Annotated in this window: 11 protein-coding genes; 3 read left to right on the top strand and 8 right to left on the bottom strand. The window is 52.3% G+C overall.

The window, feature by feature from the left end; genetic code table 11:
* Positions 1–208: 208 nt before the first annotated feature.
* The 5 genes from CEE36_10895 to CEE36_10875 all read right to left on the bottom strand — a co-directional run bounded on the left by CEE36_10895 (position 209) and on the right by CEE36_10875 (position 5,909).
* Positions 209–1,645 carry a hypothetical protein gene (locus tag CEE36_10895; protein ID TKJ38010.1) on the bottom strand — a complete coding sequence of 479 codons (1,437 nt, stop codon included), beginning with the start codon at positions 1,643–1,645 and terminating at the stop codon, positions 209–211.
* 56 nt (positions 1,646–1,701) lie between these two features.
* Positions 1,702–3,135 carry a hypothetical protein gene (locus CEE36_10890; protein TKJ38009.1) on the bottom strand — a complete coding sequence of 478 codons (1,434 nt, stop codon included), beginning with the start codon at positions 3,133–3,135 and terminating at the stop codon, positions 1,702–1,704.
* Between the two features lie 11 nt (positions 3,136–3,146).
* Positions 3,147–4,508 carry a hypothetical protein gene (locus tag CEE36_10885; GenBank protein ID TKJ38008.1) on the bottom strand — a complete coding sequence of 454 codons (1,362 nt, stop codon included), beginning with the start codon at positions 4,506–4,508 and terminating at the stop codon, positions 3,147–3,149.
* Positions 4,509–4,817: 309 nt separating this feature from the next.
* Positions 4,818–5,390 (bottom strand): nitroreductase, encoded by a 573-nt coding sequence (locus tag CEE36_10880; GenBank protein ID TKJ38007.1) that lies wholly within the window; start codon positions 5,388–5,390, stop codon positions 4,818–4,820.
* A 51-nt stretch (positions 5,391–5,441) separates the two neighbouring features.
* On the bottom strand, positions 5,442–5,909 hold the full coding sequence (locus CEE36_10875; GenBank protein TKJ38006.1) for a thioredoxin-dependent thiol peroxidase: 468 nt from the start codon (positions 5,907–5,909) through the stop codon (positions 5,442–5,444).
* Positions 5,910–6,231: 322 nt separating this feature from the next.
* On the opposite strand from CEE36_10875, the gene CEE36_10870 reads away from it, so the two are divergent.
* Entirely contained in the window at positions 6,232–7,362 is a 1,131-nt protein-coding gene (locus CEE36_10870; GenBank protein TKJ38005.1) for a hypothetical protein, read from the top strand.
* Positions 7,363–7,496: 134 nt separating this feature from the next.
* On the opposite strand, the gene CEE36_10865 is transcribed toward CEE36_10870, so the two are convergent.
* The 3 genes from CEE36_10865 to CEE36_10855 all read right to left on the bottom strand — a co-directional run bounded on the left by CEE36_10865 (position 7,497) and on the right by CEE36_10855 (position 12,162).
* Entirely contained in the window at positions 7,497–8,099 is a 603-nt protein-coding gene (locus CEE36_10865; protein TKJ38004.1) for a hypothetical protein, read from the bottom strand.
* Positions 8,100–8,956: 857 nt separating this feature from the next.
* Complete coding sequence (gene lpdA / locus CEE36_10860) at positions 8,957–10,351, bottom strand: dihydrolipoyl dehydrogenase (protein ID TKJ38003.1); 1,395 nt, start codon at positions 10,349–10,351, stop codon at positions 8,957–8,959.
* A 317-nt stretch (positions 10,352–10,668) separates the two neighbouring features.
* Positions 10,669–12,162: a hypothetical protein gene (locus CEE36_10855; protein ID TKJ38002.1), complete on the bottom strand. Its 1,494-nt coding sequence runs from the start codon at positions 12,160–12,162 to the stop codon at positions 10,669–10,671.
* Positions 12,163–12,533: 371 nt separating this feature from the next.
* Between CEE36_10855 and CEE36_10850 the strand changes: the two genes are divergently transcribed.
* Together CEE36_10850 and CEE36_10845 are read left to right on the top strand one after the other, a co-directional pair.
* Entirely contained in the window at positions 12,534–13,133 is a 600-nt protein-coding gene (locus CEE36_10850) for a hypothetical protein (protein TKJ38001.1), read from the top strand.
* A gap of 89 nt (positions 13,134–13,222) precedes the next feature.
* On the top strand, positions 13,223–14,746 hold the full coding sequence (locus CEE36_10845; protein ID TKJ38000.1) for a hypothetical protein: 1,524 nt from the start codon (positions 13,223–13,225) through the stop codon (positions 14,744–14,746).
* Positions 14,747–14,938: the final 192 nt, after the last annotated feature.

Below are 14,938 nucleotides of genomic sequence, written 5' to 3'. Positions count from 1 at the left end.
GTTCAAGGCGGTGCGTAAGGTCGTTATTATCAATTAGATAGAGGAGAAAGGACGGTTAAGCTTCTTAACCTGTTCATGTGCCTCTACCGTAGGGATGACGAGGAGTGGTTGTAGCAGGCCGTTGGGGGCAACGATGTCGTGGACAATCTGCAATTCAGCCTTGCCCATACATCACCTGATGTCTGAGCGGGGCAGATTGAGGTTCGCGCTACTTTATGAGAATAACCTTCTGCGTTACCGACGGCTCCTCCGATGACGATCTGATGAAGTAAACCCCTGGGCTGTAACACCCGTCATCCTCGCCCCAAGTAAGTGTGCCTGATGGACTTACGGAGTGCAGCTCATCAACCTTGCGGCCCGTGGCGTCAAAGACCTGCGCATGAAAGCCGTGAGGGAAATCCGAGTATTGAAGGACGATTTGCTGTCCGACCGAAGCTCGGAGCCGCCAATTGGATGGATGTGTTACGGGTGTTACGGGCGGTTCTTCCACTATTCCCAGGGTATCTCCGTTGGCATCGGTCTTGAGGAGCCAGATGTCGTAGCCCCCTGCACCGAAGGATTTTGTCGCCCCTGTCACGATATAGCCTCCGTCTGCGGTCTGATCCACACAATGCCCCAGGTCTTCTGCTTCGCCGCCGTAGATGCGGGTCCACAGGGTATCGCCCTCCGAATCCGTCTTAATCAGCCAAAGGTCATCTATCTCATCGTACCACTCCGACGTATATCCAGTGATGATGTAGCCGTCATCCGGGGTTTGCTGGATACAGCGGCCTACTCCACCTCCGGCTGGAGAAAGCCATCCTATGTCAATTCGAGTCCAAAGCGTATCGCCCGTTGAATCCGTCTTGAGCAGGAAGAGATGATTCTTTCCATCGTAGAAGGGGGCTATAGAGCCGGTTAGAATGTAGCCTTCGTCCGAGGTTTGCTGAACGCAGTAACCTCTGCCTAGCACCCATCCAGACGAACTCTGCGTCCACACGGTGTCGCCTGCCTCATCGGTCTTCAGGAGCCACAGGCTCTGCAAGGACTCCGAGTAACCGCTGATGATGTAGCCTCCGTCTGAGGTCTGGCGCACACAGCAACCGCAGTCAGGGCCGTCTGCGCCGTAGACACGTGTCCAAAGGGTATTACCCAAGGAATCGGTTTTGATTAACCAGAGGTCTCCTATCTCCTCTAACCAAAGCGACTTATGCCCGGTAATGATGTATCCGCCGTCTGAGGTCTCTTGGACAGATAAACCTACTCCACTTACGGTATCCGAAATGGAATCCCCTGCAAAATCTTCCCGATACCAAAGGGTATTACCCAAAGAATCAGTCTTGAGTAAGAAGATGTGGTACTTTCCGTCATCGATAAGGGCCTCTCCAGTCACGATATATCCTCCGTCAGAGGTCTGCTCTACCCAGTAGCAATAATCTGCAATGTGGGTCCAGAGGGTATCTCCGGTTTGGTTCGTTTTTATGAGATTCCATCGAGGCTGCCACGAGGCACCGCAAATTATGTATCCTAAGTCTCGTGTTTGTTCAACGCAGTAACCAACATCATCAACTGGGCCGCCATAGGTACGGGTCCAGCCCGCCTGAACGGATTGGGGGAACAGGATGACCACCAACGCCACCCCTGAAAACAACACAAAACGTTTCATGTCTCCTCCTTTTTACAATGCTCCTTTTGGCCTGACGGCCAAAAGATCGCAACCTCTTATTTCATCAAAACGACCTTCTGGGCTGAGCCTGACGTATCTAACTCCACCTTGATGAAATACACTCCAGTTGAGTAGCCCTCGCCCCAGTTAATAACACCCGATGACTGATCTGAATGCATTTCGTCAACCTTACGGCCAGTGGCGTCAAATATGTTGGCATGAAAGCCTTGAGAACTATCCTCGTATCTCAGCACTATCTCGCGACCAACAGGTGAGAGGATGTGCCAGTTCGATGCTAAATCAATAACAGATTCCTCGATGCCGCTCAAAGTGTCACCGAGGGAATTGGTCTTAAGGAGCCAAAGATCGTAGCCGTCTACACTGAAGGATTTAGTCGCTCCTGTAATAATATAGCCTCCGTCTGAAGTTTGATCTGCCGAATAACCCGCGTCCTCAGCCTCTCCGCCGTAGATACGCGTCCACAACGTGTCGCCTGCAGGGTTCAACTTAACAAGAAACAGGTCGTTTGTATCCCCGATCCACTCCGAGGTGTAGCCGGTAAGTATAAAGTTGTTATCAGAGGTTTCCTGGATGCATCGGCCAACACCTCCTGCCCCGTTAGGGAACCATCCTTGCTCCATACGGGTCCAGAGCGTGTCCCCGTCGGAATCCATCCTTGCAACGATGAGGTGGTGCTTGGCGTCATCGAAAGGCTCTACGTATCCGGTTACGATCCAGCCGCCGTCTGAGGTCTCGGTGACCGAGTAGCCCTTGCCGTACCACCACCCCTCAAGACCTGATGTCCACACGGTATCTCCGTTCTCATCAGTTCTTAAAAGCCACAGACTCAAGTCGGTGCTGGTATAACCTGCGACGATGTAGCCGCCGTCTGAGGCTTCGCGTACCGAGCAGCCACAGTCTGGGCCTTCACCGCCGTAGATGCGAGTCCAGAGGGTGTCGCCTGCCGCATCGGTCTTTATCAGCCACAGGTCCTCGATCTCTCCGAACCAGGGCGAGGTGGCGCCTGCAATGATGTAGCCGCCGTCAGAGGTCTGTCGCACCGAATAACCCACCCCCCCTACGGGTTCGTTGATCCACTCCCAATCGCCGCGTGTCCAGAGCACCTGGCCCTCTGAGTCAAGCTTGATTAGATACAGATGATGCTTTCCGTCCCTGAACGGCGCCACGTAGCCGGTCACGATCCAGCCGCCGTCGGCGGTCTCTTGTACCGAGTAGCCTTTACCTATCCGCCAATCTGCAGAGTCACGCGTCCAGAGCGTATCGCCATATTCATCGGTCTTTAGAATCCACAGGCTGTTTGAGGAGTACGAGTAACCGCTTACGATGTATCCACCGTCTGAGGTCTGGCTTACACAGTATCCACCGTCATCTGCCTCTCCCCCGTAGATCCGTGTCCAGCCTGCCTGGCCGGTTTGAGGGCAAAGAAACATCGCCCAGACCATTAAAGCACCGAGCACAGGATATCTCATCTGTTCCTCCTTTAACGGATAAGCACGATGTGTGCCGCGCCTTTATCAGTTACGCCGCTAACAAGGATGAAGTAAACACCCGACCCGTAACCATCACCCCAACTGATGGTTCCCGACGAACCTGCTGCGTAAATCTCGTCCACCTTGCGGCCAGCCGCGTCGAAGACGCAGGCGTGGAAGCCCTGGGGTATATCGTGGTATTGAAGGATGACCCGATTGCCTACCGGTGAAACCAATTCCCAGTTAGACGGCTCGAAGACTCCAGGTTGCTCTGCGATGCCTAGCGTGTCGCCCGAAGCGTTAGTCTTTAGAAGGTAAAGATCGCCGTTCCAGTCAGTCTTAAGAAGATGAAGATCGCCGCTACCAATACCGGTTAATATATAGCCGCCATCTTCCGTTTGCTGGATTGACATTCCCTTGAAAGGATAGGTATGCTTCCAATCGATAGTCCCTTCATTGTTAACTTTCATGAGAGTATACCAATATTCACCAGTAACCACGCATCCTCCATCCGATGAGGGAGCAACACCGTAGGCAGTATGATTTTCCTTCCTGTTGTCACTATCCCGGTCATAGAACCACTCCCAATCGCCTTGGGCATCTGTTTTAATTAATAAAAGATAGTGGACAGATGCGGCCCATCCTACATGATCACCAGCAAACACATATCCGCCGTCGGTGATCTGGCAAGCTGAATATCCACAAGTCGTCGCATCGCCCTGGTAGGATATCTCCCATAACTTCTCTCCCATGCTATCCGTTTTTAAGAACCATGCATAATCCAGAAGATATGCATCCGTCAATCCTATTTCTGTTTGATGCCCGGTAACGATGTACCCTCCATCCGAGGTTTGGCGTACACAGCTGATGTAGGAGTAGAGATCCTCTTCGAATTCTTTGGTCCAGACGGTCTCTCCAGCTGAGTTCATCTTTACAAGCCGAGCACTTGGCCCCCCAAGTATATAGCCACTATCGTCAGTTAAATCAACGTATTTGGATGGGTAAGGCTTAATCCACTCCATCTCACCTTGATTATCTGTTTTAAAAAATCCAATGCTTGAGGCTATTACGTATCCGCCGTCCGAAGTTTGCTGAACGCAGTAGCCGTAATCGGCACCTGTGTCGCCGTAGACTTTCGTCCAGAGGGTATCGCCTGCTTGGTTGAACTTCAAAAGCCAGATATCGCCGCTTGGGTCCACGAAAGATTCGGTGTAACCGACAACGATACAGCCGCCGTCCGAGGTTTGCTGAACGCACGAACCCCAATCATCGCCTTCACCGCCGTAGGTGCGCAGCCAGCCGGCAGGGGATATTACAGGGACGACTAACACTATCGTAGTTATTATGGGGAAGAAAAGACACTTCCTAACCATTTGAACCTCCTTTTGCCTCTTATTTGTTTTCCGATCCTAATACTCAACCACACAGAACCGGCGCCTTAAGCTCGTCCCAGGTCGTCCCTGAGACAGACGCCATCCTCTCTATAATTATAATAATATAGATTTGCTGGATGTCAAGTCTACCCCACACGGTTACTTCGCAGCCGTGCGGGGACCACGGATGGATGCTCCTTTGCCCTTCGGACACCTGTGCCCCGGAGGGGTAAAAGATCGCAGGGTAAGAGGGTAAAGGCATGGACGCCAAAACCACCTGGGGATGAAAATCATCCCATCACATAGCTTTTAACCCCCCTGACCCTCAACCTTGAATCGGTTGTGATGGATGATCTTTTCCAATCCAAGCCGCTCAGGCCTCTGTTTTTCTTTCTTTGCCTGATCTTCCGAGAGTAACTCGTTGATTTCTTCGGACTTCTTGCCAACTATGACCAGGGCGAGGACATCAACGTCATCGGGGATACCCAGGATCTCGCGTGTCTTGCTTGGACTGTATCCGGCTATGGGATGAGCGACCAGCCCCATTTCGGTGGCGCGCAGGATAATAAACGCCGTGGCCATTCCGGTGTCGAACGCGTAGTACTCTCTGTCTTTAATGACACAGTCGGCATTCCTCTTTGCAGTGACCACGACGATCATGGAACCTTCAGTCGCCCACTCGTTGCCGCGGGATAACGCCTCGTGCATCGCGCGGAGCGCGTCCGGCTCATAAACGAAAACATACCGCCAGGGCTGGTTGTTGAAGCAGGACGGCGACAGCCGAGCTGCGTCGCCGAGCTCGGTGAGTATCTCTGGGGTAATCTCTGCCGGTTCCAATGAACGATAAGCCCTTCTTTTCTCAATCGCTTCTTTAACATCCATTCTTCCTCCTCGCCCGTAACACACAACTCCCTCGCCCCCTGAGTGTCGGGACTATTTTTGAAGTTCAGTGAGCTTCGCCTTTACTTCTTCTGCGTGACCGTCGGCCTTGACATTGGGCCAGTGGTGGGCTATCTTGCCTTCGGGATCGATAAGCACCGTCGAGCGGTTGATACCCATAAATATCTTGCCGTAGAGCTTTTTCTCACCCCAGGCGCTGTAGCGTTCCAAGACCTTGTGCTGGGGGTCGGATAAAAGCTTGACCTTGAGGTCGAACTTCACCATGAAGCGCTGGTGGCTCTCGCACGAGTCCGCACTCACGCCAAGGACCTGGGCGTTCGCATTCTTGAAATCCGCGATGTGCTGGGTGAATTGCAAGGCCTCGGTAGTGCAGCCCGGGGTCGCGTCCTTGGGATAGAAGTACAAAACCACCCAGGAACCCTTCATGTCGGACAGTTTTATCGGATTACCTTCGGAGTCCTTGAGGGTAAAATCCGGAGCCTTGTCTCCTGGTTTGATCATCTTATCCTCCTCGTTTGGGTTTCATTTTCATACCATTATTATAGGAATTATTTGAGCAAAGTCAAGATGAAGGGAAGGTTTCCACAGTCTGCGGGCAGATTCAGCAAAATTGATTTTTTGACGGGGAAGAATCCCTTCCTTTCGGGCTCAACAGGGAGGTGAGAAGTTGCGTCCAAGTATAGTGAGTGGAAGTATCACGGATCTTGTAAGGAGATATTTTACAGGCCTGGGTTCTCGGTATCTCTTCAAAGCGGCTGGGGCTATCCATCTGCCGTCTATAAGCACGAGTGATCTATACATCCACATTCCTTTCTGCAAGAGCATGTGTCCCTACTGTCCCTACAACAAGGTAGAATACGACAAGACCCTGGCCAAACCTTATCGTAAGGCGATTCTGACTGAAATAAAGCAGTATCATAATCGCTTAGGGAGGATTGAGGTACCATCTATTTACGTAGGCGGCGGTACCCCTACAAATCTTATCGACGAGTTAGGTATAATTATAGAAATAATCAGGGATAACTTCACCGTATCTGGTGATCTGTATATAGAAACTACCCCTTTCGATATCAACGACGAAACCCTGGGCAAGCTGCTCAGATACGGGTTCAGCCTGATCAGCTTGGGGGTGCAGAGTTTCAACGAGGGATACCTCAAGTTAATCGGCAGGGATTACACAGCAGGTATTTTGTATCCTGCGATAAGTAAGGTCATGTCCGCCGGTTTCAAAACGGTCAATGTTGATCTCATGTTCGCATTGCCTGGACAGACTGTCAAGGAGGCGATCTCCGATATAAAAAGGGCGATTGAGCTCGGCGTGGATCAGATAACCACATATCCTCTCTTTACCTTTCCCTACTCCACGGTCGGGAAGTATCTTAAGCTGAAAAGTGTCAAGATGCCCGGCATCGTTACCCGGCGAAGGATGTACAAGGCCATACATGATTACTGTGTGGCCAATGGTTTCCGGCGAGTATCTGTGTGGGGTTTCAAGCGGGGCGATCTTCCCCGATACTCATCTGTAACAAGGGAGAGCTATATCGGCCTTGGGGCAGGCGCCGCTTCGTATCTGCCAGGGGTATTCTACTTCAACACGTTCTCCGTCAGTGAATATATCAAGGCCTCTCTTGCTCAGAGACTACCGGTAGCGTTGAAGATGGAAGTTTCAGAATCCATTGCGATGTATTACTGGCTCTACTGGCGGTTCTACGACACTTATATACCCAAAAGGCGCCTCCGTGAACTGTTCGGATCAAGGGATAAGAAGATCCGCCGCTTGCTAGTATTGGCAAAGGCATTGGGACTATGTGTCCAGGATGAGGAGCATATCTCCTTGACGGAGAGAGGGGCGTTCTGGCTGCATCTGATGCAGAACTACTTTATACTCAACTACATCAACAAGGTATGGTCGCTTGCCATGAAGGAGCCTTGGCCGGAGAGGGTAGAGATATGAAGAGAATAATCATCCTGGTGCAATGTTAAGGAAAAAGAGGCCGACTTTAGCTGAATTTTCCTTTATTAGACGACCAAAAGGTAAATCTTCTTAAAAAAACAGGGAGGCTAAAGTCCCCTCTGTAAGCTCAGACCTCAATCCCCATCGCCCTCCTCGGGCTCGTAGGTTACGTAGGTAGCCCAGTTCTTGCCTGGGAACTCGTGGGTGAAGTCTTCAGGATCGTCGTACATGCGGGCCCATGCAGTCTCCTCCGTGGTGTCGGCATCCGTAGTGTCGTCATAGACCCCCCAGACCATGGCATGTGCTGCTATGTTGAGATCCTTTCCGTCCCAGGTGGAGTCCCATTCTACCTCGTAGGTGTATTCGTTCACGCGCGGATCGTGTTCTTCCTTGTAGTCAAACCGACCCGGAATCGGATTACCATTCGCCTGCGGAATGGAATCAGATTGAGGGTCAACGTGCAGGTGGGTCTCGGACATATCATAGCCCTCGTCTGTAACGTACTTCACGTAGAGAAAGCTACTGTCATTCCAGACGAGGAGTTCGCCAACCCGGTGATGCTGAGCGGCATAGAGATAGAACGTCTCCTCGTCACCTTCGTCAAGGAAAGGTTCTGGGCTGCCAGGCCAATACTCAAACTCACATCCAGTGAGAACGAGCCCAAACACTGCTACTAAGGCCAGGGCCAGAAGGTATGCCCTTCCGTGAGCAGGTCTCTTATTACTTGTGAGTCTCAATTCAACCTCTATGTTTACGGAGCTTAACGTTCATCAGGGTGCGGCCTCGCCGCTTGGGATGCTCTCCTCCGTGGAGCATCCTTCCCATACTACAACATATAACTATAGGATTTTTTGGGGCTGTGTCAAGGCGAATACATGCTCCTTTTTGACCCGGAGGGTCAAAAAGATCGCAGGAAAAAGAAAAGCGCTTAAGTTTGCCCAATAACCCAAGTTACTTTTTAGAAGACACTTAAGTCTCGTTTTTCGACTTCTGCAATTTGACGCAGTAAGAATTTGTCTTATAATGTGTTCTATGGGGCAGATGGATAAGTTGGGAGGACAGGGCGCGAATCTTAAACGAATCGAAATACTTCCCCATCTGCCAACCGAAAGGAGGAGATGATATAAGGCCTTACGCCGAAAGAAGCCCTAATGGGGCTATTGTAAACACATAAACATAAAGGAGACACATGTATCAAACATCGTTTTCACAAAACGTAGGCTCCCGCGGAGAAGCCGTCGTAAGAGAAGATCTCCGAGCTAAAGGGTGGGCTGTGTTGCAAAACACCAGACTACCCGGTTCAACAGACATAGAGGCTACTAAAAACAACTCCTCTATATCTTGTCCAAGTAAAATCCGCTTTATCTCCCTCAACCCCAGCCAACCTAAGTTCTGACGAAACACGCAACATCAAATCGCGAGCAAGCAACATAGGAGCTACTGCTTACTTAGCACAAGTCCAATTCTACAATGATCGTGCAGGGAACTTGACACACGATAAGCCAGTCTATACAAAACTCGTATAGGTTAGGCAGTAGCTGACCTTAGCATAGAGGGTGCCTCATACTCGCCCCCTATGTTCTTCTTCTAATACTCAGTTCTTGATATGAATTGCTCTTTTCTTTACGTTCTCCGCGGCCTCCATCACCGCCTCGAGGAGCGTAGGGTGAGGATGTACGGAGGAGCCTATTGATTCAACCGATGCATCCAGCTCAAGGCCAAGAAGGCCTTCGCCGATCATAAGGTCCGCGCCTGTGCCCAGGACGTGCATGCCCAGGAGACATCCCGAGCCCTTCTCGGCGATGATCTTTACGAATCCGTCGCGCTCACCCAGGGTTGCTGCCCGGCCCAGGGCGGAGTAGGGGAAACGCCCGACCTCGATCTCGTAACCGGCTTGGAAAGCCTGTTCTTCGCTCATCCCAACCGAAGCCACGGTCGGCAGGGTAAAGATGCACGCAGGCATCGCCTTGGGATCGTAAGCGGCACCCTCCTCCCCTGCGATCACCTCTGCGGCCACAAGACCCTGGCGAGTGGCGCGGTGGGCAAGAAGCGGCGGCCCGGTCACATCTCCTATCGCGTAGGTGTCTGGAACCGAGGTCTGGAGTTTCTCATTGACCTTAATAAAGCCCTTCTGGTCGGTCTCGATGGGTACGCCTTCAGACCACAGGCCGTCGGTAACCGGCCTGCGTCCTACGGCCAGCAAGAGCTTTTCAAATTCCTTTTGGACGCTCTGGCCGTCAGGTAACTCGATAGTCACAGATAGAGTCGCATCGGACTTCTGGATGGAGGCGACCTTGGAGGAGAGATGAAGCTCTATACCCTGCCTTTGAACGAGTTTTGCCAGGTTCTCGGCGATCTCTCTGTCCAGCCCTGGCTGCACCTGATCCATTATCTCGACGATGGTAACCTTGGTTCCGAACGCGTTGTAGATGGTCGCCATCTCAAGCCCGGTGGCTCCTGCGCCGATAACGAGCATTGATGGAGGAACGTGCTTAAAGAAAAGCGCGCGCTCGGCGTAAAATATGCGCTCGTTATCCGGCTCTATATCAGGCAAGGGTGTTGGTGTGGAACCTGTAGCTACGATGATTGCATCCGTATCGATATCCTGAAGAACCTCGCCTTTTACCTGAACACGGGTCGGCGAGATTATCCTGGCAGTGCCTTTAAGAAGCTGCACACCGTTGGATTTGAACAGGAACTCGATCCCCTTGACCAGCTTGGTCACGACCCCCTCCTTCCACTGCTGAAGCTTGGCGAACTCAAGTCCGGTGTCGCCTATCCCTAAACCGATGCGCTGGAAGAAACCCAAAGATGCCCGCACCTCCGCCGCATGACACAACGCCTTGGTGGGTATGCATCCGGAGTTAAGACAGACCCCTCCGATTGCCTGCTTCTCGACAACCAGCACCTTCTTTCCCAGCTGAGCAAGCCTTATCGCCGCCGGATACCCTCCCGGCCCCGCACCGATGATTACCACGTCATATTTCACCTTAAACTCCTCTCAATTCTCATGTATCTAAATTCCTTATTGTTATGTAGACTTTTATGTCTCTACTCGATTCTAACCCTTAGCCTAAAGATGTCAAGCGGATTTGTTCGTGCGTCAGAGGATAGTTACCAGGGTATAAGGACAATATTAGAGAAGGTGGCGATGACAAAGGAAGAATTATGCCCCTATTAGCTGTCCCGTTGGATAGATCTGGCGAATTGAGACTATCCAGTAGACATCATCTCGTAGGGACGTACCTTTAGGTGCGTTCGTTACTTTAATCGGGCGGACTTAAAAGTCCGCCCCTACGAGGTTTTTTATTTTCCGAATGCCTGCTTCAGACGTTTAGGATCAGGCTTCTTGGTGAAGGCGGAGACGACGATGAGGGTTAGAAGTCCCACCAGTATGGCGGGAATGAAGCCGTGGATGCCGGAGTCTGAGATCGGCTTCCAACCGATCTTTGCAAGAGCCTGCCATAAAAGGGCCACACCGGCTCCTGAGATCATCGAGGCCAGCACTCCGACCTTTGAGGCGCGCTTCCAGTAGACCCCAAAAAGGGTCGGCCACAGGTTGGTGGAGGCGATAACAGCCCAGGCGAACGCGGTTATCACCAGGATCAGATCGGGCGGGCGCAGCGCGATCAAAAGCGATATAAGTCCGGCCGCGAGACTTACGATACGACCCCACATCACCAGCTTGCGCTCGCTCATCTTGATGCGAATCCCCTTCTGAACCAGGTCGCGCACCACAGCAGATGAAACGATTATGAGTATAGCGGCAAAGGTGCTCATCCCGGCGGCGATCACCCCGGCAAGAAAAAGTCCGCCCGCCCAGTTGGGAAGCGCGTTCCTTACAAGGGTAGGTATGGCAAGGTCGGCCACCTTACCTGCAGCAACCCCGGGATACATAGAGGCCAGGTTCGGGTAAAGCACCCTGGCGATGGCACCGTTGAGATAGGGCAGTAGCGCTATGCTGCCGCCGACGACGGCAAGCACCGTACCTAAGCGCAGAAGGTTGGCTTTTTTGATGGAGTAGAAGCGAATCACCAGCTGCGGCATCCCCCACACACCGAAACTCACGATCAAACAGTAGCTTATGAGCCCTGCCCAGCCCCAGACACCGGGTGTTTTCATGAGACCGGGGTTGATTGCCGCAAGCGAGGAGTTGAGATTCTCCAGCCCGCCGACGTGGATCAGAGCGAACACCGTAAGAAATATAAGGCCGAAGATCATCAGCCACGCCTGGACGAAGCTCGTCCACACAACGGCCAGGTAGCCGCCCACCGCGACGTAGAGAAGGATTATGGCACCTGAGACAATCACCGCAACCCAGTAGGGCCAGCCCATGAGCACCTCAAGCGTGTTGCCCATCCCTTTGAGAACGGCCACGTTGTAGATGGTCAAAAAGAGGATGATGATGGCCGCGGAGAATAACCGTGCGGAAGGCGAACCGAACCGCTCGGCAAAGAAGCCTGGAACGGTCATCGAGTCCAGTTTATGGGTCATGCGGCGAAGCCTGCGACCCAGCACAGCCCAGGCCAAAAAACAGCCCACAAGTACGTTGATTGCACCGACCCAGATCGAAGCCATGCCGAACTTGTAGCCGAATCCTCCGCCGCCGATGATGAGAACCGACGAGTAGTACGCGGCAACGAACGAAAACGCCGTAACCCACGGGCCTATTCTGCGGCCGCCCAGGAAGTAATCGGTGCCTTTCTTCGCGCCCCGGCCGGTTATTAAACCGATAACTACAATGACAACAAGGTAGCAAACAAGGATCAGAAGATATACCAGATTTCTGCTAAGCTCCATCGCTACCCTCCCCTTTGGACTTTGCCACGATTGCCCAGATTATCGAAGCCACGATGGTGGCAGCGGTCACCACAATCGCCAAAAATGTCAACCAGTGAAAACCGAAAACTGCCATCGAACTCCTCCTTGGTAAGGTTAGGCAAGAAACTATACGGGCAAAGCGCAAGTAGTCAAGGGTTGGTAACCACTATCCTCCCAACCATCTCACCTCAAGGAAAAATTTGATACCACTTTTTTGTAAAAGATTTAAACTGACTTGAAACCACTTGACAAAACTTCCTTTTTTCATACAATAAGCTTATGAGGAGGGTATTGGGGAAATACAGGAATCCCCGAATATCTAAAAACAAACCTAAACAAAGGAGGACACAATGTCTAAAAAGACTCTCCTTATTATCGCCGCGATAGCGGTGATGCTCGTTGGCGCTACAAGTGCCTACGGTTATTACGAAACCTGGGACAGCTTGTTCATATCGGGAACGCTTACCTACGGCGGCAACGACTACCAGCAAACCGGTGACTACTACGGCATAGCTTATGATTCAACCGTAACCGGAGGCACCACGGACACCTTCTCTGCGTTCATCTGGCCCGTAGCTCTTCGGTTCGTAAGCGCGAATGGCGACACCATCGACCTTTCAGTTAGAAATTTCACGGGAAACAAGGAAACTGGCACGAGCGGCACAAAAGAAGGTGCCGGTACGTGGTCAGGTAGCGCGGTTCGCTACAAGAATGGTGTCCCCGAAACCAGATGGACCTCAGTTTCAGGCACCTGGGACACGGAGGATCAAGGCGGACAAACTTACTACTTCGACTACACTATGTGTCCGTCGTGTCCACCCAATATACCAACCTATTCAGCACGCTGGGATGTGACTTCAAGTACTCCCGGTGGCCTTAATGCCCTTACAGGCGACGGCGGCAGTTCAGGCCACCGTAGATACTTCAGTCCTTTTGAGCCGCAGCCTTGAACTAAACGGTTGGAGGAGGGGCTTTGCCCCTCCTCTTTTCTTGACATTGCCCAAGAACCGGCTTATAATTAAACAAAAAGGAGGTCGAGATGTTAAATATAAGTCTTTTAGCTTTAACCCTGTGCGGTGGTGTTCTGGTGGAGCCCTTTCGTATTGCCGAGGCCGAGCCTGGCCATCAACAGGTTTGCCTTCGCGCGGCAATGGCCTCTGACGGGCATTTTGCCATAGCGTGGGAAGATCACCTGCAGGTTGATTACCCCCCCTTCTGTGAATGGGAGCTTTTCGTGCGTTTCTTTGACCAGGACGGGAACCCCTTAACCGATGCCTGCAAGATAACCAAGGTTGCGGACACCCACCGGATCGGCGGTTCCCATCTTGACATGGATTCAGCAGGAAATACCGTCCTGCTCTGGACAGAGCATCCTTATCCGAATCCTGATGAGGGTTTTTTACGTTTACAGCTTTTTGACACGAGCGGCAATCCCCTGGGTTCTCCTCAGACAGGCTATCAGGGATACGTTCACGGCTCCAACAGATCGGTTGCGGTGAGTCTTAACGACCAGGGCGAGTTTGCTATAGTCTGGGATGGTGATACGATTTACGCCAGGCGTTATTCTTTCGAGGACGGGCCGCAGGGTGATCCCTTCAGGGTTCACGGCGATCTCCCTGATGATGTCAGTTTAAACTGGCCTGGTGTGGCGCTGAACGATGCAGGCGACCTGGTGGTAACCTGGTATAAGTATGAGCTTGGCCAATCCTATCCCAAGTTTCAGGTATTTGATGCCGGGGATGAATCAATCCTGCCCTGGGAGCCGATGGGGCATCTGGTAAATGAGGACAGCTCTAGTGGCACCCGGGTTGAGTCTTACTGGCTGGATAACGACCGCTTCGTGATGTTCTGGAAAGATCCGAGTGGTTATCCGATTATTGTAGGTCGGGTGTTCAGCGATCGCGGTCTGACGCGCCATCCCATACGCGGGCTGATATGGTGGGATACCCTATGGCTTGCCCATGGCGGTTCAAAAGGCTGGTACTCCACGGCTGTTTCGCCTAACGACAGCTTTGCCTACACTCACATAAGGAGTTACGCTGATTACCCTGATGGAGAACTGCGTACCTGGGATCATGGTGGAGGGATACTGGGATATATCCAGGACAACGAACCGATACGCCGCACCACCCTGTTTGAGTACACCCCGCCTTGGGGAGCGGATACCGTGAACTGTTGGGGCCACACTCAGCCTCCTGCGGTTGCCTGCTGCGACGACCGCCTCGTTTGGGTGTATTCCCGCTTCAACACCGACACCATCTTCGAGGCCTTTGCAATGATCACCGACTGGAACATGGGCATAGGAGTTATGGAATCTCCTATCCACACCGAATCCCCTATCAAACTTGAAGCATCCCTCAACCGCCTTGCCTACGATGTCCCAGGCGAGGCCCGCCTTACCCTCTACTCCGCCGACGGCCGCCGCGTGCTTACCGAAACTATCCAGGGCAAAGGCATCTGGACGCCCTCCCCGCCCTCCTCCCACCTCCCCGCAGGGGTGTATTTCGCCCGGGTGGAGGCTGAAACGTCATACCAAACGAAGAAAGTGGTCTTAGTCAAATAACTTCCCCTCCCCTGGTGGGAGGGGATAGAGGGGAAGGGGCTAAATGTTCCTTTTGACCTTCGGCCAAAAGATCGCAGAACAGGGATTTAGATTTAATACCCCTAATCGGGGTCCCCGCTGGGGAACGAAGTTACCCCGTGGGGTGAGAAACTCACCCCCACCCTAACCCTCCCCCATCAAGGGGGAGGATAA

This window comes from candidate division TA06 bacterium B3_TA06 (assembly GCA_005223075.1).
Lineage (GTDB): Bacteria > Hydrothermota > Tepidihabitantia > B3-TA06 > B3-TA06 > B3-TA06.
The sequence above is the reverse complement of the archived record's forward strand: the minus strand, read 5'-3'. Positions and strand labels throughout refer to the sequence as shown.